Annotated in this window: 16 protein-coding genes and 3 pseudogenes; 9 read left to right on the top strand and 10 right to left on the bottom strand. The window is 45.3% G+C overall.

The window, feature by feature from the left end; genetic code table 11:
- Positions 1-167: 167 nt before the first annotated feature.
- The 3 genes from KUA48_RS08765 (at position 168) to KUA48_RS08755 (ending at position 3,489) form a co-directional block, all read left to right on the top strand.
- On the top strand, positions 168-635 hold the full coding sequence (locus KUA48_RS08765; protein ID WP_006848151.1) for an Lrp/AsnC family transcriptional regulator: 468 nt from the start codon (positions 168-170) through the stop codon (positions 633-635).
- A gap of 69 nt (positions 636-704) precedes the next feature.
- A complete protein-coding gene (locus tag KUA48_RS08760; protein WP_153091976.1) occupies positions 705-2,453 on the top strand; it encodes a membrane dipeptidase in 1,749 nt (582 codons plus the stop codon).
- A gap of 4 nt (positions 2,454-2,457) precedes the next feature.
- Positions 2,458-3,489 carry a M28 family peptidase gene (locus KUA48_RS08755; RefSeq protein ID WP_022120172.1) on the top strand — a complete coding sequence of 344 codons (1,032 nt, stop codon included), beginning with the start codon at positions 2,458-2,460 and terminating at the stop codon, positions 3,487-3,489.
- 286 nt (positions 3,490-3,775) lie between these two features.
- On the opposite strand, the gene KUA48_RS08750 is transcribed toward KUA48_RS08755, so the two are convergent.
- Entirely contained in the window at positions 3,776-4,414 is a 639-nt protein-coding gene (locus KUA48_RS08750; RefSeq protein ID WP_118066582.1) for a DUF4294 domain-containing protein, read from the bottom strand.
- A gap of 192 nt (positions 4,415-4,606) precedes the next feature.
- On the opposite strand from KUA48_RS08750, the gene KUA48_RS08745 reads away from it, so the two are divergent.
- Complete coding sequence (locus KUA48_RS08745; RefSeq protein ID WP_218433003.1) at positions 4,607-6,721, top strand: helix-hairpin-helix domain-containing protein; 2,115 nt, start codon at positions 4,607-4,609, stop codon at positions 6,719-6,721.
- Positions 6,722-6,837: 116 nt separating this feature from the next.
- A complete protein-coding gene (locus tag KUA48_RS08740; RefSeq protein ID WP_153080140.1) occupies positions 6,838-7,767 on the top strand; it encodes a glycosyltransferase family 2 protein in 930 nt (309 codons plus the stop codon).
- A 114-nt stretch (positions 7,768-7,881) separates the two neighbouring features.
- On the opposite strand, the gene KUA48_RS08735 is transcribed toward KUA48_RS08740, so the two are convergent.
- The gene (locus KUA48_RS08735) at positions 7,882-9,588 is read right to left on the bottom strand and encodes a glycosyltransferase family 39 protein (RefSeq protein WP_215652228.1); all 1,707 of its coding nucleotides are present in this window, start codon (positions 9,586-9,588) and stop codon (positions 7,882-7,884) included.
- Between the two features lie 141 nt (positions 9,589-9,729).
- Between KUA48_RS08735 and KUA48_RS08730 the strand changes: the two are divergent.
- Positions 9,730-11,671: pseudogene (locus KUA48_RS08730) on the top strand (LTA synthase family protein).
- Between the two features lie 87 nt (positions 11,672-11,758).
- Here the strand turns inward: KUA48_RS08730 and KUA48_RS08725 are convergent.
- Positions 11,759-13,057, bottom strand: a complete 1,299-nt coding sequence (locus KUA48_RS08725) for a hypothetical protein (RefSeq protein ID WP_118255913.1) — start codon at positions 13,055-13,057, stop codon at positions 11,759-11,761.
- Between the two features lie 624 nt (positions 13,058-13,681).
- Between KUA48_RS08725 and KUA48_RS08720 the strand changes: the two genes are divergently transcribed.
- Together KUA48_RS08720 and KUA48_RS08715 are read left to right on the top strand one after the other, a co-directional pair.
- On the top strand, positions 13,682-14,830 hold the full coding sequence (locus KUA48_RS08720) for an ATP-binding protein (protein WP_153073629.1): 1,149 nt from the start codon (positions 13,682-13,684) through the stop codon (positions 14,828-14,830).
- Positions 14,831-14,885: 55 nt separating this feature from the next.
- Positions 14,886-15,638, top strand: coding sequence for a lipopolysaccharide kinase InaA family protein (locus tag KUA48_RS08715; RefSeq protein ID WP_218433002.1), 753 nt, complete (start codon positions 14,886-14,888; stop codon positions 15,636-15,638).
- Between the two features lie 126 nt (positions 15,639-15,764).
- On the opposite strand, the gene KUA48_RS08710 is transcribed toward KUA48_RS08715, so the two are convergent.
- Positions 15,765-17,330, bottom strand: a complete 1,566-nt coding sequence (locus KUA48_RS08710) for a DUF6056 family protein (protein ID WP_218433001.1) — start codon at positions 17,328-17,330, stop codon at positions 15,765-15,767.
- A gap of 204 nt (positions 17,331-17,534) precedes the next feature.
- Positions 17,535-18,726, bottom strand: a pseudogene (locus KUA48_RS08705) (glycosyltransferase family 4 protein).
- A gap of 158 nt (positions 18,727-18,884) precedes the next feature.
- On the opposite strand from KUA48_RS08705, the pseudogene KUA48_RS08700 reads away from it, so the two are divergent.
- A pseudogene (locus tag KUA48_RS08700) lies at positions 18,885-19,820 on the top strand (glycosyltransferase family 87 protein).
- Between the two features lie 147 nt (positions 19,821-19,967).
- On the opposite strand, the gene glf reads toward KUA48_RS08700, so the two are convergent.
- Genes glf through KUA48_RS08675 form a run of 5 tightly spaced genes read right to left on the bottom strand, consistent with a single transcriptional unit; the run spans position 19,968 to position 25,044 of the window.
- Complete coding sequence (glf, locus tag KUA48_RS08695) at positions 19,968-21,131, bottom strand: UDP-galactopyranose mutase (protein ID WP_218433000.1); 1,164 nt, start codon at positions 21,129-21,131, stop codon at positions 19,968-19,970.
- Between the two features lie 5 nt (positions 21,132-21,136).
- Entirely contained in the window at positions 21,137-22,285 is a 1,149-nt protein-coding gene (locus tag KUA48_RS08690) for a glycosyltransferase family 1 protein (RefSeq protein WP_218432996.1), read from the bottom strand.
- 1 nt (position 22,286) lies between these two features.
- Complete coding sequence (locus KUA48_RS08685) at positions 22,287-23,126, bottom strand: glycosyltransferase family 2 protein (protein WP_153073633.1); 840 nt, start codon at positions 23,124-23,126, stop codon at positions 22,287-22,289.
- Positions 23,126-24,124, bottom strand: a complete 999-nt coding sequence (locus KUA48_RS08680; protein ID WP_153073634.1) for a glycosyltransferase family 2 protein — start codon at positions 24,122-24,124, stop codon at positions 23,126-23,128. Before KUA48_RS08680 ends, KUA48_RS08685 begins: the two co-directional genes overlap by 1 nt.
- A complete protein-coding gene (locus tag KUA48_RS08675) occupies positions 24,121-25,044 on the bottom strand; it encodes a glycosyltransferase family 8 protein (RefSeq protein ID WP_153073635.1) in 924 nt (307 codons plus the stop codon). The genes KUA48_RS08680 and KUA48_RS08675 overlap by 4 nt, the downstream gene beginning before the upstream one ends.
- Positions 25,045-25,081: the final 37 nt, after the last annotated feature.

The raw sequence follows: 25,081 nt of genomic DNA, 5'->3' as shown, positions 1-25,081 counted from the left end.
TAGCAAAATGCCAAGGCTTTTGGTTAAAAACAGTATAAAAAACAACAAAATGCACGGATATTGCAAAATATTCGTGCATTTTGTTTGCAGTTTCAATAGATTTTATTAATTTTGCTATCTGGTATAGAAAAGTACCTTATAAATAGAATAATATAAAACAAAACGAAATGGAGAAAATAGACAATCTAGACAGAAAGATTCTCGGCATCCTTTCTAAGAATGCCCGTATTCCTTTCAAAGACGTAGCAGCAGAATGTGGCGTGTCTCGTGCTGCCATCCATCAGCGTGTTCAGCACTTGATGGAGGATGGTTTCATCACCGGTAGCGGTTTTGATGTAAACCCTAAGAGCCTGGGTTATTCTACCTGCACTTATGTAGGTTTGAACTTGGAGCGCGGTAATATGTATAAAAAGGTGGTAGAGCGCTTGCAGAACATTCCTGAAATCGTAGAGTGCCACTTTACTACCGGTTCATACACCATGCTGATTAAGCTTTATGCACGCGATAACGAGCAGCTCATGGATTTGCTCAACAATAAGCTCCAGGCTATTCCTGGCGTGGTTTCTACCGAAACGCTCATCTCTCTTGAGCAGAGTATCAAGCGTGAGATTCCTGTACTTCTGGATGAAGATTAATAAGAGTCTCCATACCTGAGTACGATTTTTAGAAGATCTTGAATCATTATTTATTGAAAGATAAAACAAATGGAAACATTTGACTTAGAGTCGCATCTCCAGGATGCATACTCTAGATTTCCCGAAGCGAAGCATCAGCCTGTAATTGGCCTTACTGCCAATTATGAAGGTATCGATGCTACGCTTCGTGATCGTTATTATAAGCAGGTAATAGCGGCTGGCGGTACGCCGGTCATTATTCCTCCTGTTGCCGATGCTCAGGTCATCGTCAATACCCTGGAGCATCTCGACGGATTGATTCTGACGGGTGGCGGCGACCATAATCCGCTGTGGATGGGCGAAGAGCCTTCTCCCCGTCTTCACAACATCAATCAGGAACGTGATGCTGCCGAACTGATGATTACCCGATTGGCTTTCAACCGCCAGATTCCGATGCTTGGCATCTGCCGGGGCATCCAGACCCTCGCCATTGCGCTGGGTGGAAAGGTGTGCCAGGATATCAAGCAGCTGGTAAAGCACAGCCAGGATGCCGACCGTACCGAACCAACCCACATCGTAGAAATCAAGAAAGATTCCACCTTATATAATATATATAATAAGGAGAAGATCTTTGTCAACTCGTTCCACCATCAGGCGGTAAGCGAGCCAGGCAATCATCTGCGCACCATCGCCAAATCTTCCGACCATATTATTGAGGCTGTAGAGAGTAGCGAATATAAGCAGATTCTCGGTGTGCAATGGCATCCGGAATGGCTGGAAGAAGAAGGATTGAAGATTTTCCAATGGCTGGTTAATCAGGCTAACAACTTTTATGCAGCCAAGCAGTTGCATAAGCGCATCCTTACGCTCGATACCCATTGTGATACTCCGATGTTCTTCCCTCAGGGCATCAAGTTTGATCATCGCGATTCCCGCATCCTGGTTGATCTCCATAAGATGACCGATGGTCATCAGGATGCTACCACGATGGTAGCTTACCTGCCACAGCCTCAGATAGGCGAGAGCTTCAGCAGCAAGGTGGCTTTCGATGTAAAGGGACCTGCGCAGTATGCCGACCTCATCTTCGACAAGATAGAAGAGATTGTGAGCAAGAACAGGCAGTATCTCAGCATAGCCCGCACTCCTGCCGATCTTTACAGCGATAAGCGGAATGGCAGAAAGAGCATCATGCTCGGCATCGAGAACGGTCTCGCCCTGGAGCACGATATCAGTAACGTGAAGCATTTCGCCCAGCGCGGCATCGTTTATATCACGCTCTGCCATAATGGTGATAATGATATCTGCGATAGTGCCCGCGGCTGCAATACCCATAATGGTGTGAGTAGTTTTGGCGAGAAGGTGATTCATGAGATGAACCGTCTGGGCATCATGGTAGATTTGAGTCATGGTGGCGAGAAGAGTTTCTACGATGCACTTGATATCAGCCAGGCGCCTATTGTCTGCAGCCATAGCAGCAGCCGTGCGCTCTGCGATGTGCCTCGCAATCTGACCGATGACCAGATGCGTGCCCTCGCAGCAAAGGGTGGTGTGGCTCATACCACGCTCTATCATGGATTCCTGCGTAAAGAGGGTGAAGCCGACATCATGGACGCTATCGCCCATCTTGAGCATGCCATCGATGTGATGGGTATCGACCACGTAGGTCTGGGTACCGACTTTGATGGAGACGGCGGCATCCGGGGGCTCGCCGACTCTTCCGAACTCATCAATTTCACCCTCCAGCTGTTGCGCCGCAAATATAGCGAGCAGGATATTGTCAAGATTTGGGGAGGCAACTGGCTCAGAGTGATGACGCAGGTGCAGAACTTTAAACATTAATGTTATGACGAAGAAAATGAAGATAATTTTAGGCTTGGTAGTTGCTGCCGGAGTGGTAGCTGGAGCTATCAGCTATAAGAATGCGAACAGTTCGAGTTCGCCTGAGGTTCAGGAAGTAGAGGAAGCAGAGAAACTGAATCCTGTAGGTCCTGCCTTTAATGCCGATTCGGCGTTGGCTTATTGTGCCGCACAATGCGATTTCGGTCCTCGCGTCATGAACAGCGAGGCGCACGACAAGTGTGGCGAATGGATTGTGAGCAAGTTCAAGCAGTTTGGTTGCGAGGTAGAAACCCAGAAGGCTGACCTCAAGGGCTATGATGGTACCATTCTGAAGAATACCAATATCATCGCCCATTACAACCCGAAGGCTGAAACCCGCATCTTGCTCTGTGCCCATTGGGACAGCCGTCCTTGGGCTGATAACGACCCCGACAGTACCAACTGGCGCAAGCCTGTAATGGCTGCCAACGATGGCGCCAGCGGAGTAGCCGTCATGTTGGAGATTGCCCGCCAGCTGCAGGCTGACAAGAAGCTGAATCCTAACATCGGCGTAGATTTCGTATGTTTCGATACCGAAGACTGGGGAACACCTCAGTGGGCTGATGTTCAGGACGATGGCGATACTTGGGCTTTGGGTGCCCAGTACTGGAGCGAGAACAAGCCTGAGGGATATAATCCTCGTTTCGGAATCCTCCTCGATATGGTGGGCGGACAGGGAGCCAAGTTCTATCGTGAAGGCATGTCTATGCAGTATGCCGGTGGCATCGTGAAGAAGGTTTGGGCTGCAGCCCGTCAGGCTGGTTTCGGCTCTTACTTCCCTAAGAGCGATGGCGGAATGATTACTGATGATCATATTCCGGTCAACGAGAAGGCTAAGATTCCTACTGTAGATGTGATTGCTTATTATCCAGACTGTCAGCAGAGCAGTTTCGGTCCTACCTGGCACACCGTGAGCGATGATATGGCTCATCTGGATAAGAATGTGCTTAAGGCGGTTGGCCAGACTATGATTCAGGTGCTTTATACTGAGGAATAGGTCGGCATCCCATTCGAATATAAAAGGAAATGTTCCTAGGAAAAGTTGTTGCTTTTCTTAGGAACATTTCTTTTTTCAGCCTGTTTAAATCTTCGTTCATAGACGTTGAACCGCCGTTCAGTGTCTTTGAACCGACATTCAATGTCTTTGAACGGCGGTTCAATGTCTATGAACGGAGATTTCTTCTGCTTGTATCAACAAAAAAACTTAGGTATAAAAGCAATTCCTATTGACTGGAAATGCTTTTATACCTAAGTGTATGGGCTTTCTGAATAAGATGAGCTGGTTAAATCTGCCCCGATTCTACCTGTCTTACCACTCTTTCTGTTAATCTGTCAACGCCGTTCGGGTCGTACTTCTTGTTGAGGCTGGCACCGAAGAGGCTTGCAAATGCCTGATAGAATCCGGCACGGATAGGACCCAGAAAGGCTTGAATCAGGTGATAGGATGAGGAATTGCATTCGCGATACACCAGTTTGATGCAGAGTTTACCCTGTGCATAGGTGAGTTTCTTCATTCTCGGGGTATATTCCTGTTTGATACCTTTCTCCACCAGTTTCATGTGTGCGTCCTTTGCCTTCTTGTTAGGCAGCGTTTCCAGATAATCACCCGTTTCGATGATAATCCTTCTTACCTCTTTGGCTATCGGCAGCACCTTCTTGATGTTGTATACCAAACGGTTGTAAGCCATTCGTTCCTTGGCGTTCTTGAATACCGGCTGCGGATAAACGTACACGTTGTTCACCTGAACATATTGCACGCTGTCATGATCCAGGAGCACTTTTCCTACCTTCACCATCGGTTCAAAGGTAGGAGTATCCATGTCCACCTCCCTGTCTTCAGGGTTGTCGCCATCGGTCTGCGCCATGGTTTGCAGGGTGATGCAGAAGAGCATCGCCAGTAAAAAGCATATTTTCTGTTTCATGTAAATCTCCTCAAAGTTCTTTGACCAGCTCCTTTTCTTCGTGGAGCTTCTTCTATATATAAAGAGGTGTAAGCCCCTTTGTGTTACTAATTACGCCGCAAAATTACAGATTATTTCTCAAATTGAGAAAGATTCTTGGCTTTTTCTTTCTCTTTTTCATATTTTAGCAGTAACTTTGTCTTAATTTAATAAATGAAGTGCCTACTGCAGATGAAGCATGCTCATTCCATAACAGCCCTCTTGTTGAAACTGTTTCTCGTAGGCAGCTCCCAAATTTTCTGTGCCTCATGGGCTCAAGCCCAATCTTCCTCTCTTTCAGAACAGGGCGCCGCGCCTGAAGATTCTCTTTCCGCTTCGCCACCCTGGCAGCAACTGCTGTCCGACCTTTCTTCATCCGAAGATTTCGAGCATGTAGCCTGGCAGGACTATGAAGAAGATTTGGAGGAGATGGCGCAGCATCCCGTCAATCTGAATACGGCAACGAGAGAAGAACTGGAGCGCATGCCGTTTCTTACTGCATCGCAGGTAGAAGACATCCTATTCTATATCTACCGCTATGGACAGCTGAAGAGTATGAGCGAGCTTACCCTGATAAGCAGTATCGGCTGGTATCAGCGCCAGCTGATGAGTTGTTTCTTCTATGTGGCCGATGACGGGAGCAAGCCGGCTTTTCCCAGTCTTAAAACCATCGCCCAGTATGGCAAGCATGAAGTGATGGGCATGCTGAAGGTTCCTTTTTATGAGCGCAAGGGCGATGCGAGCGGAACCGACGGCTATCTGGGTTATCCTTATAAGCACGGACTGCGCTACCAGTTTCGCTACGGCAATTCCGTCAAACTGGGATTCGTAGCTTCTCAGGATGCCGGCGAACCATTCTTCGGAGGCAGGAACACGATGGGTTACGACTTCTATTCCTTCTATCTTCAGGTAAAGAATCTGGGCAGATGGAAGAATATCACCCTGGGCAGATACAGACTGAATGCAGGATTAGGACTGATACTCAATAATGATTTCGGCTTCGGCAAACTCTCAGCCTTAACCTCCTTGGGCAGATCATCTTCCTGCATCATCCGTGGTCATTCTTCCCGTTCTTCTGCCAATTATCTGCAAGGCGCCGCAGCCACCTATACCTTATTAAAAGGACTGGAACTGACCGGCTTTCTTTCTTATCGCCAGATAGATGCTACGCTTTCTGCTGGCGGCGGGGGCATCAAGACCATCCTGAAGACCGGTTTGCATCGCACGGTGAATGAGATTGCCAAACAGAAGGTAGCATCCAATACACTTGTGGGAGGCAACATCAGTTACCGGCATCAGGGCTGGCACATTGGAGGTACAGCCTTTTATACCTCTTTTTCCCTTCCGCTCACGCCCAATAAAAGCCAGCTTTACAAGCGTTTTGCTCCAGAGGGGAATGCCTTCTGGAATGCCAGCATCAGCTATGGTTATATCTCCCATCGCCTCACCCTCTCCGGCGAAACGGCTACGGGCGATTGCGGTTCCATAGCCACGCTCAATGCAGCCTCCTATCTCTGTTCCGACCATTTCACGCTCATGGCTCTTCACAGGTACTATTCTGCCCGTTACTATTCTCTCTTCAGCAACAGCTTTTCCGAGGGGAGCGATGTGCAGGATGAAAACGGCGTATATCTGGGCTTTACCTGGATTCCTGCCCATCATTGGAGCATCACAGCCTATAGCGATTTCGCCTATTTCGCCTGGCCTAAGTATCAGACCAGGGAGAGCACACAGAGTTGGGATAATCTGGTGAATATTCTCTTCCAGCCCTCCAGGGTCCTGACGGTAGGAGGAAGGTTCCGTTATAAGGATAAGGCGGGAACCACGACCGGCCGTCTGCGCCTCTATGCCACAATGGCTCAAAAACGATGGAGCGCCAAAACCAGTTTCGACTATACGATGAGCCAGACAGAAAGCTTGATGACGAATGAGGGCGATGAGCCCAGTAAAGGCTATATGGTGAGCGAGCATATAGGATGGGAATGGAAATGGAAGCAGTTGAAAGGAACGTTGAGAGGCTGCCTGGGCTATTTTCATACTTCCGATTTCGCCTCCCGTATCTACGCTTATGAGCCTGGTCTGCTCTATCAGATGAGTTTCGGCAGCTACTACGGCGAGGGCATCCGTTACGCCTTGGTGGCACGCTCAGAGATAGGTTCCCATCTGCTGCTTATCGCCAAATTGGGTACAACCGATTATTTCGACCGCTCTCATATCTCTTCTGGTTTGCAGGAAATCTCCCGCTCTTCACAATCCGATCTGGAGATACAGGTAAAGTGGAAATGGTAAGAAAGAATGGAGAAAAACGGGAAAAATATATCAAGAATAAAAAATATTAACCGTTTTTCTTGTTTAAATAGAAAAAATGAGTTACTTTTGCATCTTGAATAAATACTGGCTTATAAATGAAGATATTGATAGTTATCCCTTGTTATAACGAGGAAGAAGTGCTGCCTAAGACCTTAGATGTGCTGGGGGCATTGATCAGAAAAATTAAGAAAGAGACTGATGCCGACACAGAACTGCTGCTTGTCGACGATGGCAGTCGTGACCATACTTGGCAGATGATTTCGGATGCTGCCAAGGAGCATGGGTATGTGCATGGCATCAAACTGTCGCATAACCGGGGCCATCAGAATGCGCTTTGGGCAGGTATGGAAGCTGCGGTAGACCATTGTGATGCGATGGTAAGTATCGATGCCGACCTGCAGGACGATGAGAATGTTATCGTGGATATGGTGCGCCAGGTGCAGGAAGGCAAGGATATCATCTATGGTGTGCGCAAGGAGCGCAAGACCGATACCTTCTTCAAGCGCTTTACCGCCCAGGCTTTCTATAAACTGATGCAGAGTGTGGATAAGGAGACGGTTTACAATCATGCCGATTTCCGCATGATGACCAACCGCACCCTAAAGGCGCTGATGCAGTATCCTGAGCGCAATCTTTTCCTCAGAGCCATCGTCCGCCAGTTGGGTTTTCGAGAGGGGTTCGTCTATTACGACCGCAAGGCTCGTGAGGCGGGTGAGAGTAAGTATCCGTTTACCAAGATGCTGAGTTTCAGTATAGATGGCATCACTTCGTTCTCCGTGGCACCATTGAAGTTTATCACCTTCCTGGGTCTGGCGATGACTTTAGTAGCAATCATCATGATTATCTTTGCCTTGGTAGAATATTTCCAGGGCAAGACCATTCAGGGCTGGACCTCTATGCTTGTTTCCATGTGGTTTATCGGAGGCATCATCACCACGGGTGTAGGCATCACGGGTGTTTATATCGGCAAGATTTATACCGAGGTGAAACGTCGCCCACGATACTTCATCGAAGAAAGAGTATAATCTTATCGAAGAAAGAAAATAAGAAGAATATCAATTTGATAGATACAAAAATAGCATCGGTACTTATAATCCCGATGCTATTTTTGTATCTAATCACTAATAATTAATCACTACTCATTTGTTAAGTGCAATATTGGCACTAGTCTTCACGAATCGGTAGAAACCTACCTTGTTGTGCCATTCTACCGTCTTTCTTACTTCCCAAACCTTCTGGAAGGTATAGTCCTTGCCGAATTTCTCAAGGAAATCAGGCATGTCTTCTTCCGGAATCATCAGCACGCCATCCTGTGGCAATACCTTGTCAAACTGCTGGATCTTATCGCCCAGATAGAAGTTGAGGCTGAAGAAATGCAGCATATCTACCGACATATAAGAATAGAGTTTGCTGGTATCAAACTTCTTCTCGATAACTGGCGCCAGATGCTTATCGGTCTTCGTGTTGAGCACAGGTGGCTGCAGACTGGAGTCGAGCATCAGGAAGAGACCCACGATGGTGGCAAGGGTATATGAAACAATATTGCCTGGATTCTTCTTCTTGAGTGCCCGGAAGATGAGGTAAACTCCCCCCAAAGTGATAACCATAAAGATGCTGCATGGGATGAGCAAATCGTTGTTTTCGAGCGCATGGAGCATGGCGATATTGTCTATGGCATGCTTGCCGTGGAAGATGCTTTCTGGCACCCATCCTTTTTTTACCACCAGCAGGGCGATATTGAGAATCAGGGTTATCGAAGCAATCGCCCCGGCATAAACCTTCAAGGCTCCCATCTTCTCCTTCATCATCCAAACGATGTATTCGGCGATGAGATAGGCCATGAACGGATAGCATGGCAGCAGATAAACGCTGCGCTTGCTCTTTGGGATGCAGTAGAAGAAGAGTACCAGGAGGAAGGCGAGCCAGGTGAACACCTGCAGCGGAGTAGCCTTCTTCGCATTCTCAAGGAAACGGGTCTTCGAGAACTTCTTCCATGGCAGAATGAAGAGCGAGAACAATAATAATAAGGTGTAAGGCAACCAGCCCGTGATGAGCGTGAGAAGGTTGTACCACGCTGGGTTCTCGTGCGATTCGTATGCCATCTTGCCCATGAATCGGTCGATGTTCTCTTCCTTCACCAGGCGCAGAAACTCATCGCCGCCTTGCAGATAGGCTGCATAATACCAGCAGAAAGGAATAACGAGCGAGAGCAGGGCGGTTAGAGCCATGCGCCATACGATGCCCCAGAAGTTCTCACGTTGGGTAAGCATGAATACGCCCATCACAAAGCAAGGCAGAATGATGCCCACAGGACCTTTGGTAAGCGTAGCGCCACTCATGCAGAGGATAGCGAGCCAAGGCAACTGGTGCTTTCCTTTCTCCCACCAGCGGTAGAGCAGATACATGGCTCCCACCATAAAGGCGGTGTTCACCATATCTACACGGCAGTTCATACCCGCACGGTGCACCTCGAAGGCGGTGAGCGTGAGGATGGCTGCGATGAGACTGGTTGGGGCGTTCTTGCGCTTGGCATAGAATACGAAGCCGCCAATGGTCATCAATACCAGCGATACGGCGGATGGAAGACGTGAGGTGTACTCATTCACATGGCCGATGAAGAGGCTGAAGAAGGCGATGCACCAGTGGAAGAATGGCGGTTTGTAAGGGATATCACCTCCGTTGTTGATAGGCAGAATCCAGTTGCCATGTTCCAGCATGGTGTAGGCAACCACCGCTTCGCGCGGTTCTCCCTTGGTATTGAAATCTATGAGTCCGAGGAATGGAATCATCATCACGATAGCCAGGATGATGATGAGCCATAGGGCTTTGTTGTACTTGATGTTCATGTCTTATCGAAGTCTTGTTTTGTTATTTTGGCTGCAAAGTTACATATAATTATTTGTTTATAGACAGAATAAGGCTAGAAATTTTGCTTTTATTAGGATATAATTATTAACTTTGCACCCGATTTCTAAAGTAGAATAAAAATGAAACGATATTTTAAGGCTTTTGGGTATCTCCTTTCGGTGCATGTATTGGCATTGCTGGTGATGACTCTGTTCAGATTGGTAGAATTTATCGCTCTGCATGGCATGATTGTAGATGCAGAGGCGAGTAGGGTAATGGCGTTTGTCAAGGGTGTATGGTTTGATAATGTCATAGCTTGTTATATTTCGGTATTGCCTGTGGCTGTGCTCCTGATAGCAGCCAGCCTGGGGTGGTGTCATCGCCGTTTGCTGCGTGGCATCAACATCTGGTATGCGGCATGGTTTGCCATCGCCTTCATGCCTTCGGCAGCCAATACTCCTTATTTCCAATATTTCTTCAAGAACATCAATTCCAGCATATTCGGGTGGTTCGGCTATGTAGCCACCACATCGGGCATGCTCTTGCAGGAGTCTTCCTACTGGCTCTATATCGCCCTCTATTTCGTGTTTACGGGGTCGTTTATCTATGCGCTCGTCCGTCTGCGCCGCTACTTCGAGGGACTCTTCCTTCTGCCTAAGGACAATATGCACCTGGTGCAGGTAGTCAGCCGTTTCCTTATTTCTGCTGTGATGATAGGTGCCTGTCTCTTCGGCATCCGTGGCAGAATGGGCTATAACCCTATCAAGGTGAGCCAGGCTTACTATTGCGAGGATTCTTTTCTCAACCAGCTCGGCATCAATCCTGCCTTCAATCTCCTTACTTCTGCGCTCGACGATATGCGCAAGGAGAACAAGGAGTTGCATCTCATGCCATACGCTGAGGCCATTACGAATACCCGCCAGTGGCTGGGTATCACGGGAAAGATGGATAGCACGAATATTCTGAAGCGTGAGGTGGTGAACGATTCCCTGATGATGAAGAAGAATCATCCTAACGTAGTGGTGATATTGATGGAGTCGATGTCGGCAAACCTGCTGGGCACATTCGGCAATCAGCAGCCGCTCACTCCAACGCTCGATTCGCTCTATCAGCATTCCCTGGCGTTCACCCACTTCTATAGTTCCGGCATCCATACCAACCATGGCATGACGGCTACGCTCTACAGTTTCCCTGCCCTCATGTTCCGCAACCTGATGAAGGGAACGGTAACTCCACGCCGCAAGGGTATCGCCACGGTGTTGAAGAAGTATGGCTACGAGAACATGTTCTTCATGACTCACGAGGCACAGTATGACAACATGAAGGCTTTCTTCCAGACCAATGGCCTACGATGACATCTTCTCTCAGGAGAACTATCCTAAGAGCGAGGTGGTGAACAGTTTTGGTGTGAGCGACCATTTCGAGATGGACTATGCCCTCAACACCATCAACCAGAAGGCGAAGACGGGCAAGCCTTTCATGGCTACCATCCTCACCGTGAGCAATCATCCGCCATATATCATTCCTGATTTCTTCAAGCCGAAGACCAAGGAGAAGGAAACACAGATTGTGGAGTATGCCGACTGGGCGATAGGCGACTTTCTGAAGAAGGCAAGCCGGGAGCCTTGGTATAAGAACACGATATTCGTGATTCAGGCAGACCATGGTAAGCTGGTGGGTAAGAGCGAGGGCGAGTTGCCTCAGTCTTACAACCACATTCCGCTCATCATCTTTGGTCCTGGTGTTCCGCAGCAGCAGTATGCCGGTTTGGGTATGCAGGTAGATGTAATGCCTACGCTTTTCGGTCTGATGAATCTGAATTATGAGTACGAGGGCTTCGGCGTGGATTTGCTGAAACAGGAGCGCCCGATGGTATTCTATTCGGCAGATAACCAGATTGTGGCAAGAGACCATCAGCGTTGCTTTGTCTATAATCCGTCGATGAACCGCAGTTTCTGCTATGATGTGTTGCCGAATGGCAATCTGAAGGAAACCAAGCTGGAGTCTAAGTTCCAGGATTTGAAGAACTATGTGTTCTCGAATATCCAGGCTGCTGAATATATCGAGCGACATCAGCAATAAAAAAACGATATTATCAGAAACAGTAATCCCCCATCACGCTTTGGCTGCGTGATGGGGGATTTACTGTTTCAGGAGATTCAAGATGCTTTATGCCGAGAGGGTAAGCTTCTGCCAGATCTCGGTGTCGCCACCTTTCAGCTTCTTGCAGAGACCACGCTTGGTCCAGCGGCTTATCATCTTACGGATGGTTTCACGACTGGCTCCGTCGCCACGCTCACGGCTGGCATCGAAGAGGGTGAACTGCTCAGGGAGCTGGGCAAAGAGCAGGGTGTTTCGAGACTTATAGACTGGGATTGCCTCGTTGTCCTGCTGCTGCTTGTCGAGACGCAAGCCAAACATCTCCATCTGCATGGCGAGCACGTAGTCGGCCACAGCCTTGGCAAAACGGATGCAGGCATCTGTTTCCTCTCCGGTCTGTTCCAGGATGTGGAAGATGACGCCACAACGGAAGCCGATGACGGCGGAACGGCGACGATATACATCCATCACACGGTCGGCATTCGCCAGGGCAAGCTGTCTTTTCGCTTCGAGCCACAGGCAGAACTCCTCGCACATACGGGGCAGCTCCATTACGCCGTGACTACGTTCAAGGAGAGTTACTGCCTTGAGGATGTTTGCCTGCTCCTCCTCGGTATAGTCGTGGTGCTGGCTGAGGGGTGCGAAGGAGGTATCGGGCATCTTGGCGAGCATCATTCTTGAAGAAGATCCGTCCTCGATGTTATCATCGGTGAAGAACTTCTGGAAGATGTTCTGGGTGCAGCAGCCGGAGAAGTTGAGCTGGGCGTGGGTTACGCCGCTGGTGGCTGTGATGTAGTCCTGACCCACCTCGCTCTGGTCGAACGCCTTACGGAAGTAGTCGCCGAACACCTTCCATACGCTCTTCATCGAACCGAGCTCCTCGCTGAACATATACATGGTATGGCCATCGGCACAGAGCTGACGACGCATCAATGCCGACTTCGAGATAGTATCGCCAATGTGACGGATGCAAGGCTTTGGATCCACTACACCCTTCTTGCCCTTGTGCTGCTGGTACCAGGCTTCATCCTCACGAGGTTTCTCATCGTCCTTATCCATCTTCTTCGCCCAGATGTTCTCGATGCGGCGGCATACGCCCTTACCTGATGCCTGCTCGCCGATGATGATAGACATGAGTGCCATCGGAGTATCGCTGCCGTCGCAATACTTCGCCTTCAGACGGTCAGCATAGGTTGCGGCAATAGGGAGGGCTGAGAAGAGGGCAGGCACGCGTGCCTCTGCGGCTACGCCAGAGAGCGAGTCGCGGAGTCCGAGTGGAAGCTGGTCTACTGGGAATTCGTAAAGAGGCTGTGTACTTGCCTTAGCGGCTAAAAGGTTCTCTATGTTTCTTAAATTTTCATTCTCCATAATTATTTAATGTTTAAAAGTTAGCTTGTCGGAATATCCGGTAAACGGCGGCAAAAATACGACTATCTTCTGTAACCGCCAAATTTGAGCGTGTGATAAGACCCGAATTTCAGCAGCCATTTGGGGCAAATTGTGTTAAAAAATCTAAGTCATAGTTTTGTGGGTCGGAAAACATAGGTTCTTATGTGCTAAATCATAGTTTCTCGGGTGCCAGGTTATAGCTTCTTGGATAACAGGTTCTCGTCTCAATCCGTAACCCCCTTTTTCTTCTTCTTCCTTTCTCATAAAAAAAATAACACGGACAAATTGAATTTGTCCGGACAAATTGTCCGGAGTTTCATAACGTGTTGTTTTTCTGGTACTTATAAGCCTTTTGGACAACCATCCGGACAAATTCAATTTGTCCGTGTTTTAAAAATATTCCCGTTAAATTCTTTGGTGTCTTACCCGTAATCCATTGACTATTAGTTAATTCGTAATAAAAATGCTAGTTTTAAACAACTTTGTTTAAAACAACCTTGTTTAATTTGTTTTTTTTTGCTATCTTTGCAGAAGAAAAGCTCCTAGCCCAGGGCGTGTGGAGCTTACATACGAATTACATTAGTATATAATAAGGTAGTGATTATGAGAAAAAGTAAAGAAGCTCCGTTTGTGTTCGGTGTTCGTGTGGAGGGAGATTCCTTTACCGACCGACGAGAGGAAACAGAACGTCTGAAGGCGAACTTTACGTATGGAGTGAATACGATATTGATTTCACCTCGTCGTATGGGTAAGACTTCATTGGTGGATAAGGTGTGTTCGCTTGTAGAGAGCGAGGACATCAGGATAGCTCGTATAGATGCCTTTGGCTGTCGTTCGGAGAATGATTTTATCAATGCTTTTGCTACGGCTGTAGTTCGGGCTACTTCTTCAAAATGGGAAGAATGGATGGAGAATGCCAAGGTATTCTTAAGCCGTTTCGTTCCGAAAATCAGTATTGGTCAAGATCCTTTGACTGATTTTTCTTTGGCTTTGGAGTATAATGCAGGTAACAATACAACAGAAGAAGTATTGAGACTTCCGGAAATGATAGCTCGTTCTAAAGGTTGTCATATCGTAGTCTGCATCGATGAATTTCAGCAGATAGGCGATTTCCCTGATTCCTTGACCTTCCAGAAGAAGCTCCGCAGCGTATGGCAATTACAGAGCCATGTATCTTACTGTCTTTATGGAAGCAAGAAGCACATGATGGAACAGATGTTCCAGAATGCCAGTTATCCATTCTATCGCTTTGGTGATTTCTTCTATCTGAATAAGATAAGCGAGAAAGACTGGGTGGAGTATATCTGTCAGCGATTCGAATCTACCGGCAAGCATATTTCTGAAGAGTTGGCTCGTGAAATCTGTCAGGTAACAGACAGATATTCCTCTTATGTACAGCAGTTGGCATGGTTTGTATGGCTGCGAGTGCAGGATGATTCTGCAGCTACAGAAGAAGACTTGAAATATGGAATAGACCGGTTGCTGGATGCTTGCGAGCCTTTGTTTATCCAGCAGACCGAAGACCTTTCTGCCTATCAGATGAATTTCCTGCATGCCATCATCAATGGAGTACATACAGGCTTCACGCAGACAGCGATATTGGAAACCTATCGTCTGGGTACTGCCGCCAATGTAACCCGCCTCAAGAAATCCTTGATGGTGAAAGATCTGATTACGATTCCTGCTCCTAAGCATCTGGAAATGAGTGACCCCATCTTGGCGTTGTGGCTCAAGAGAAGAGTTTGGAAATGATGTTCCCTGGAGTTCCAAAGCATCCTAGGCAAAAATATAAAAATATAGTAAACAAATGAAGATAAAGATAAATCCAAAATACGAAGAGATGAGAAGTTTCATCGAACGCATCCCGGATGTGTTCGAGAAGGAAGGACGTGTGATTTACACGGGTCGCAATCTTATTAAGGTGATGGAAGTTCCTGATGGAGCTGTTATTAATGTGAAGCGCTATCATGCGCCAAAGGGACCCAACAGACTGATTTATTCCCTAGGCATCAGAAAGCCTAAGGGAGAGCGTGCCTTCGAATATCCGATGATATTGGAGAAGAAAGGCATCGGAACCCCTACACCTATTGCCCTTATCGAAGAGCGTAATGCCATCGGGCTTTTGGGATATACCTATCTCATCACCCTGCAGTGTGACAACCTGCATACGCTTTACGAAGTGGGCGATGCAGTCCCTGGCACCTACGAGAAACTGGCTAAGGCGCTGGCGCATTTTGCTGCTGATATGCATAATAAGAAAATCCTGCATAAGGATTTTACGCCAGGCAACGTGTTGTGGAAACAGGATGATGAAGGCTTCCATTTCATCATCGTGGATATCAACCGCATGAAGTTTGGAGAAATCAGCGTCAAGGAAGGACTCTATAATCTCCGAAAGTTCTGGGGACCTAAGGAATTCATCCGAATCCTGGTCTCTGAATATGCCAAGGTAAGAGATTACAGCGTGGATGAGGCTGTAGATTATGTGATGAAGGAACGCGCCAAGTTCTGGACCCGCTATGGCAAGAAGCATCCTATTAAGTTTAAACTGGAGTTATAGAAAACGAATTAAGTTTAAGCCATAAGCAACTTCTCAAGTTTAAGCCTGAGCTATAAGTGCTAAACTCTTGCAAGTAAATTCCACACGCCCTGAAAGGGCGTGTGGAATTTACTTGCAAGAGTTCAATTATTTTATATATACAAATTTCAAATTACCTGGTCCTATGTCTCTTTTGCAACGTGCAAGAAGCATGGTTGGAGATTCCTGCATGTTTGCGGCTGGTGAGGCAACAATCTTATCTTTACCGTAGTATCGGGCAATTCCCTGATTGATCCAATATCCTGGATAAATCATGATGTCATTGAATGCATCCGAAGGCATTTTTACCGTAAGAGGCTTCAATGTTATGGCACTTTGGGTATTCGTCTTCAATGCCAGTTCACGCTCGTTCATTTCCTTGTCAAATTTCACGGCAGTTCCTTTCAACATAAGTGAAACGGTTCTGTTGGTTGTCCTTTCCTTGAGACTTACGGATAATATCAAGATGACAATGGCACAATATGGCGCATACTGCAGCGAGTTGGCATATTTCTTCTTAGATGCCGTTACTAAATCTATAATGGCAGAGCTTAATGGCGCTTTTGCCTCAGCCTTTCTCAGAACAGCTCCAGAAAGATAATAAATATTGATGCAGATGAGCCACAGGTGTATATACGAATAGATGTTCTGTACTCTGCCCGGTCCTCTTTTTCCCATGGCATAGCTGTGGGCGAAGAAGAATGAACTGTAAAGCGTAACGGTAATCAGGATGCATAGCCAAGGGTGAGAGAACTTGAATCTCGAGCTACTTGCCGCCTTGACAAGGGTAGGGCTAAGAAGCATCAACATCAGAATTTGAGCGATATTGATGGATTCTGATAAGAACTCGAAGCTCTTTCCTATTGCCATGAAGAATGCAACGACAAAATTTGGCTTGCTTTCTATGGTAACTTGTCTGAACGCATTACCAGGAGCCAACACGCTGAAAAGGAAGGCGATGCCATAGATGGTGAGAATAGTAATATATAAACGTGGCCATTTTCTTTGTTCCATCTTCATGATGAGAATGGCTGCAAACAGAATCGCTCCCATGCCAAGTCCTGACACGAAGTTTCCGCCGGCAATGATGATGGATAGAACGATGGACGCCCCTCCGATAAGGGCTTTCTTGAACTTGGAACTACTTAATTGATATCCTATGAGCAGAGATGCTAAAAACAGAGACATGCTATAGAATAAAGTGTAGTACATCGCCCCGTTATACCAATAGAATGCATCGTAGTATGACCATGTAAACTGGATGGTCATCAGAACGAAGAGGGTAGATACGAAGAGATATTCCAATCTGGACGAATGGAGTAATTTTCGCATAACCATATATAATAAGGTGTAAGTGGAGGTCACCAAACTGAAAATCAAGATGAATGTTCCAAGCCAATATTGGCCGAATACTCCTGGTTGTAGAGCCATGAGAAAGCAGGCGGAATAGGTGCCCTGCCATGTATGATACATCGTCATAGCTACATTCCAGGCTGTCTGAACGCAAGCCGGAAATGAATGGGTCTCATTCCAAATCTTATATACTTCTGCACCGAAGACATAATCATCCGCAAATGGATGAAGATACTGGCTTATCCATAACATGGGAATGATGGATATGATTAGAACAGCAATAGCTACTCCTGTTACAATTTTCAATTGCTTCTTATTCATAACTGCTTTTATCCTTTTATATTATTTTCTTTTTACTTCTTGTTCTTTCTTTACTTCTTACTTTCTCTATATTATAACATCCTTATTGCCATAATCTTGCATGCAAGATAAACAATAAATGTTAAAGCTTATATTGTGTATAGGTGCAAAGGTACTAAACATAATTGGGATCACCTGCATCCACACGCTTTTGCAGGTGCCCCCTTATAACTTTTCGTATGTGTTCATTAAGTCGCAGGCTAGTTTCTCGTCTGTAAAGTTGAGGGCATAAGTCTTGCCGGCTTTTATCATGTCTTGGCGCAGTTGCTCATCGGTACAAGTGTGCACGATGGCTTCTGCCATACTTTGGGCATCATCGGGATTCACATAGATTCCGCCAGGTCCTCCTGCCTCTTCCAGGCAAGACCCTGTGCATCCGATGGTAGGTATGCCACTTGTGATGGCTTCGAGCAAGGGGATGCCGAAATCCCTCGATGCGAGAAGGATAGGTAAAACTGCGTGCCAGCTTATAGAAGAATGGCAGGTCTTCGTAAGGTACCTGATGATGGAAGTGGAAAAGATGCTCAATGCTTTGCTCCTTGAGGTAGGCTTGTATCTCGTCTACATAAGGGGTTCTTCTGCCTACAGCCACCACATGGATTTTGGCTATATTGCACTTTTCCTCATTGGCTTTTGCCATTTGGTTGATTTCTGCCATAGCCTTTGCCACCAGCATCAGGTTCTTGCGCTCCTCGATGCTTCCTACGTAGAGCACATATTGGTCGGGCAGTTGGTATTTTTGCTTTACCTCTTCCTGTTTGCTGGACTCAATGTCTTGGGCAAAGACAGGGTCGCAGCCTTGGTACACCACGTCTATCTTTTCCTCTGGGGTGTGATAGTAGTGCATGATTTCCTGCTTGGTATATTCGCTTACGGCTATCACGCGGTCGGCGCACTGGCAGGCACGTCGAAACTTATAGTTGTATATCTTTCGGTCTATCCAGTGATAATACTGTGGGGTGTGGATAAAGATGAGGTCGTGGATAGTAACTAGGTATTTGCATCTGTCTTCTCCCAGCTTTGTCTCACGTTGTTGGGGTGTGCCGATGTTGAGCGGCAGTTCGTTGCTGAGGCCATGGAAGATGTTGATGCCATCCTGCTGGATGTCGTGGGTCATTCCCCATACACGCCAGATGGACCGTATCTTGCTCCAGATGCCTTTGGGTGGAAAATGCAGGGAGAGCTTCTTCTGCGTGGGTATCTCTCCGAGATAGGGCATGCGATGAGGCTTAGGGGTATACAGATGGTAAGAATTGCTGGCGAATTGCTCCGACAGTATTCTAATCACGAATCGGCTGTAGTTGCCCAGTCCTGTGCGGTTTTGCGCCGCTCTCTTTGCATAGAATCCTATGTTCATCATTTTGTTTTTTCTTTAATTATTGGGACAAAGGTATATTAAAAAACTGATTTCTCAAAATAAATATGGATTTATTTGCTAATTACGTGGAATTTGCGTAATTTTGCCCTCTAAATAAAGTAATTCATAACAAGACAGATAGAATGGATAGTACAAAAATGGAGAATAGCCAGTGGCTAGCAGGTATCAGGCACTTTTTCGGTCGCCCTTTCTTCAGCGACCCTCGCACCTTGCTGGGGCTCTGGTTGATTCTAGGTGTGGGTCTGCATTGATCAAGATTCACAAGTGCAATAACTTCTTGATATTCAAGTATGATTTCTGGCATGCTTGGAATCAGACTTCATTGTATGCCCAGTATCCTTTGGAGTTTTTCGATTCGAACCACTATGGTCCGTTCTTCAGCATCATCATCGCACCTTTTGCCGTGTTGCCCCATCCGCTGGGATTATTTTTCTGGCAAGTGTTGATGGCGCTGGCTCTGTTTGTTGCCATACGCAAACTACCGTTGCGTTAGGGCAAGCAGATATTCTGCTATTGGTTCTGTGCCCATGAGTTGCTCACGGCATTGTTTATGAGTCAGTTTAACATCATCATTGCCGCCATCATCATCGCATCGTTCTATTGCATAGAGAAAGATATTACGGCAGCCTGCTTTATCATGATAGGAACCTTCGTGAAGCTTTATGGTATCGTGGGTTTGGCGTTCTTCTTCTTCTCCAAGCACAAGGTTAAGTTTGTGGCAGCATTGATAGGATGGGCTGTCCTGTTCTTTGTCCTGCCTATGGCGATAACCAGTCCTGAGTATATCATCGACCAGTATAAGGAGTGGCATGTCAGCCTTGCGGGCAAGAACATGGAGAATATGTTTTCCAAAATGCAGAATCAATCGCTGCTGGGACGTTGCGCTGCTGGTGTTTGCCTTCATTCTGACGAGCATGTCGCCATCCGATCTTTTCCCTGCTTTCATCCGCAAGAACTACGTGCAGCCTTACGCCTTGAAGGCATTGCCTTGCGTGCTGATATGGTTTAAGCTCGTTTACGAGATGATGACAAAGGATTATTCAACTCCTCAAAATGTATCAGAAGAAAAATAAGAGAAAAATCTTTTCGTTCCTTTGGACGTTGTAGTCAATATGGTTTTCTCTATAATACTAAAGTAGCTCAGGAGAGGTTATCCATCTATGGGCAACCTCTCCTGAGCCAATATATTCCGAATGTAGAAGGGGCTTTACAGAATAGCTTTATTTGAACATAGCCAATGCTTTCTCTATGATAGGAGCCATGTCATAATACTTGTATTCGGCAAGGCGGCCGCCAAAAATTACATCTTCTTCCTGGTCTGCCAGGTTCTTGTATTGTGCATACAGTTCAGAATTCTCCTTGTCGTTTACCGGATAGTATGGTTCCATGCCATCTTTCCATTCGGTGGAATATTCCTTGGAGATAACCGTCTTCGGGGTCTCATAGACTTCTGCTCCGAACATTTCGAAATGCTTGTGCTCAATCACTCGGGTATATGGCACTTCGCGCTCAGTATAGTTTACCACGGCATTACCTTGATAGTTAGGGCAGTCGATGGTTTCCTGCTCAAAACGGACAGTGCGATAGTTGAGCTTACCAAACTGATAGTTGTAGAACTCATCTATCTTGCCTGTGAAAACCAGCTTAGTGGCAAGTTCTTTCCAATGATCTTTCAGCACCCCCTTGTTGCCGTTTGGGAGTTCTATCTCGTCTTTAAAGAAGTCAACTGATACCTTTGTATCTGCCCCCTCAAGTAAACCATCGATGAGTTTGTTGTATCCCCCCATAGGGATTCCCTGATATTTGTCATTGAAGTAATTGTTGTCGAAGATGAGGCGTACCGGCAGTCGCTTGATGATGAAGGCTGGCAAGTCTGTACACTTTCGTCCCCATTGCTTCTCGGTATATCCCTTGATGAGACGCTCGTAGATATCTTTACCGATGAGCACCTGAGCCTGTTCCTCCAGATTGCGAGGCTCACTTACACCATCGGCCTTCATTTTAGCCACGGCTTCTGCCTTCTGCTCATCAATTTTAGCCTGTGCTTCTGCTGGTGTGGTTACGCCCCACATCTGATAGAAGGTATTCATATTGAAAGGCAGATTATAGAGTTTGCCTTTGTAGTTTGCCACAGGCGAGTTGGTGTAGCGGTTGAACTCAACGATAGAGTTGACGAAGTTCCACACCTCTTTGTTGGAGGTATGGAAGATGTGGGCACCATACTTATGTACGTTGATGCCCTCTATGTTTTCGCAATAGATATTGCCACCGAGATGTGGTCGCTTATCTATCACCAGACAAGTTTTTCCTTGTTTATGAGCCAAATGGGCGAATGTGGCTCCGAAGAGTCCGGAGCCAACTATGAGATAATCATATTTCTTCATACTTGCTAATTGATATGTTTATAAATATTAGCCAACTCCAACGCAGATTTTTTCCATGAAAAATGTTTTAGTCTTTCATTCTGCTTTTCTATGAGTTTCTTTTTCTCTATCCCGTCTAGATAGTAGAAAGTTTCAAACTGTTCTTCGAAATCAGTTCTCTTTTCATCCATGTGGAAGTAAACTGCTGCGTCTTCTGCGATTTCCGGAAAACAACTGGCATGATTGAGTAAAACAGGGCATTCTGCTTTGTAAGCCTCAAGAATCGGGAGTCCGAACCCTTCGTATGATGATGGGTAAACGAATGCCAGGGCATAGTGGTATAAGTCTAGCATTTCTTGATCTGTTTTGATAAACTCATGTATGAATCTATCTTCCATTTCCCATGATTTAAACATACTTTTTTCAGTCTCATTGAAAGGCTTTCCTGTGCATACTACCTTCAGTTCCTTGTGTCTTTTTAAAATAGGTACACATTGCTTGGCAAAGAAATCAAAGTTTTTATAAAAGTGACGTTCGCCAACGAAAAGTATATATTCAAATGGATGTCTGTTGTTTTCGTTTGGCGTATAAGGAGTTTCGTCTGCTCCATGATAAACTACGCTCACCTGCTCTTCCTTGATATTCATGATACGGCATAAATCCCTTTTTGTCTGTTGGCTGACTGCAATGATGTGATTTGCTTTTGGTATGACAAGATGTTTTTGCAGAATCTGATAGTCATTATGGTCATAATACTGATTGTACTGTTCGGGTATCATATCATGTACCGTGACAACATAAGGCTTACTGCCTATGTACTTGAGGAAGTAAGGGTCAAAGAAAGTTGGATGAAACAAATCGAAATCTTTAGACTTGATGTCGCAGACAGACTTGTATCTATTGATTCTTGGAGTACGATCTAATCGTGAATATTCTCCGAATTTTGCATTATAATAGAACTTATATAGCATTTTCTTTATTGCAGTATCTTTCTTCCAGAGAAAGTTATGATATAATTCTCCATCTGGTTTACTTCCTAATGTTTTGAGGTAAACATTGGCAGATTCCATGACGCTGAGGCTTGCTTCAATGTCTTGAGGCAAGTGGGAATATAATTCGGCAACGCCTCCATGCGTTTGCATATCGAAGGCTTGACTGTCATATAATACTTTCATCTTACTTTGATTTAATAGACAAATCTTTCCATAAAAATTTAAAGCCTGTACGTAGGATTTTCCAGTCGCGTGATACTGGTTTCATCTTCAGAGCTTTTTTCAGTTTGAATGCAAAATCATCATTGATGCGTTCTTTCTTTTCTTCTGCAGTCTCTTTTATGTGAGGCAACTTGCTGGTGCTTCCAAATAACTCGGAGAACACCTCTTTTCTTTCCTTTTTCAACAAGTCACCATTTGTAAAAGAGATGCCATCAGTATAATATACAGCAACAATAGAGTTAATAGCTTGGTATGAACATTTTTTGAAATACCAGTTTTCCAGAAAGTGTGCCCAATCTGATACGATTTTCAGATTTTCATTGTAGGGGTGCTCCTTTAGCAACTGAGTCCTTGTAAATGTAGATTGATGCTGCAGAACTTTATCTCTGATAAATCGGAACGACATGTTCTGTGGTGGAAGGCAGAGTGAAGCCAGTTTGCAGTCTATGATAATGGTTTCTCCCACGTAGTAGTCTGAGCCATTGAGCATCTTGGCAGCATTCTCCAAAGATTGTGAAGAAAAGAAATGATCGCCCGAATTCATGAAGATACAATATTCGCCTTGTGCCATTCTTATGGCTTTATTCATGGCATTATATACCCCATGATCTTTTTCACTAACCCATTGATTGATATATTCTTGCTTAGATTCTATATATTCCTTGCTGCCATCTGATGACCCACCATCAACGATGATGTATTCAAAATCGCTGAATGATTGCAAAAGCACTGAAGAGATTGTTCTTTCCAAACCCTTCAGATTATTATAGTTGACTGTTATGACTGAGACTTTCTTTTTCATTATTCGTATAAATCTAAATTAGAATGTTTGTAGAACATCAGTTTGTCCATCATTCGTTGATACAATATGAATTTATTAGGGTGTTTTAACAAGAGATAAAGCAAAACGCGTTCCTTGAAACTCTTTTTCTCTATACCGATTAGAGAAAAGGCCTTGAGGTCCTTGGATATTCTGCTTACCATGGCCTTGATTTCTTTCTGCTTCGATAGAGAAGTTTGGTTTCTTGATACGTATTTAGCCGCTTTGATACCTCGCTTTACTACCATTCTTTTGGCAATCTTGCGGAAAGGAGAGCGCTTGTAATAATTATATCTTGATATTTCAGCCTTAAAGAATTCATAATATCTGTTGAGAGATAAATCGTGGACGATGCTGCTTTTTCGAAGCCGGTAATGATACAGCGGCTGGTAAGTATAGACCACCTGTTTGGCATTTTCGAACCAATGTGGCAGAATGCTATAGTCTTCGTAATTCTTAGAAGTTGGCATCGGCTTGTTGAGCAATTCTCGTTTGAAGAGCATTTGCCAGATATAGCTCTTGATTTTATCCTTAATGACAAACTCCTGTATTTCTTGGTTCTTTAAGATATATCTCTTGTCTGAAACATTTTTGCAAAGAGTCTTGTTCTTACTTTCGTCGTAATGATTACAGATAGCAATGTCTGAATTGGTAGTCTTTAAGTCATTCATCAAGACTTCATACATAGATTCTTCAATCCAGTCATCGCTGTCAACAAAGCCAATATAGGCTCCCTGACAGATTTCAAGAGCTTGGTTTCTGCTATCTGCCTGTCCGGAATTAACTTTGTGGATGACTTTGATTCTAGCATCCTTTTGAGCCCATTCTTCACATATTTCAGCCGAGCCGTCTGTTGAGCCGTCATCTATAAGAATTAGTTCCCAGTTCTTGAATGATTGTTTTAGAATAGACTCTATGCATTGAGGCAAATATTGTGCTGTATTATAAACGGGAACGATGATGCTTAATTCACAATTCATAATGCTTGAATATTTTTATAATCGTATTTTTGAACTTTTAAGTGCATTGCATATAATATACTATCGATAAGTGTCTTGAGCTTCCACGACCATGGCGTCTGAGGTCGGATACCCTTCCATCTTGTCATGTCCAGGTATTTGAAGAATAGCTTTTGATACGGACTTTGGCATATATGGAGCCATGGTTTTCTGTGGCCTGTGAAATGTATGATGACAGGATGTTTTAATTCCTCTATCAGTTTCGGTATGGCTTGCTGGCGAAGATGTCTTCTTTTTCTTAGAAAGCCATCTTGTATGTTCCATCTGAAGGGTATCAGGAGTTTTCTGTCATGCAGAAGTCCGTTGAGTATGTCCTGATCGTTGAAGATTAGCTTTTCTGCATATTTTTCTGCAAATTCCAAACTGGCTTTACTCAGATGGGCATTTCTCCAGTAATCCAAATTGATGATGAGTACTCCCGAGTTGAAATAGGTATCTTCCTGAGGGTATTCGAGCCGGGTGTAGTTGTTTGCTTTTCCGCTCCACATGTCTTCTACTGCAGCTACGGCGTATGATGTAACATCTGTCTCCCACAAATCTTTTATAGAATCGTTTATGATGAGATCGCAGTCCAGATATAGAATTTTATGTATCTCTACAGGTAGAATATCTGCCACGAAAAGACGCAGGTAGGCTGCAAGCGATATGTGGGCGCTTTTGAACGATGAAAGATTCATGTTTAGATTGTAAGCATAAAAGTGTATTTGCTGATTGTATTTTTCTACTTCTTCTGTAAGCATACTTTTGGCCTCATTGCTGAGAAACTCAGCAATGATATGGAATGTTATCTGTTCATTTCTGTTATTGTACATGACAGAAACTAAAGTAGTACAACATTGCATGATGTAATTATCATCTATGTTACAAGCTATATGAATCATATCTTTGTCTTTTTAGAAGAAATGTACTGAGTGTACA

Origin of the sequence: Segatella copri, assembly GCF_019249795.2 — a bacterium.
GTDB classification, from domain to species: Bacteria; Bacteroidota; Bacteroidia; order Bacteroidales; family Bacteroidaceae; genus Prevotella; species Prevotella copri_B.
This window is presented reverse-complemented; position numbering and strand designations above follow the sequence as displayed.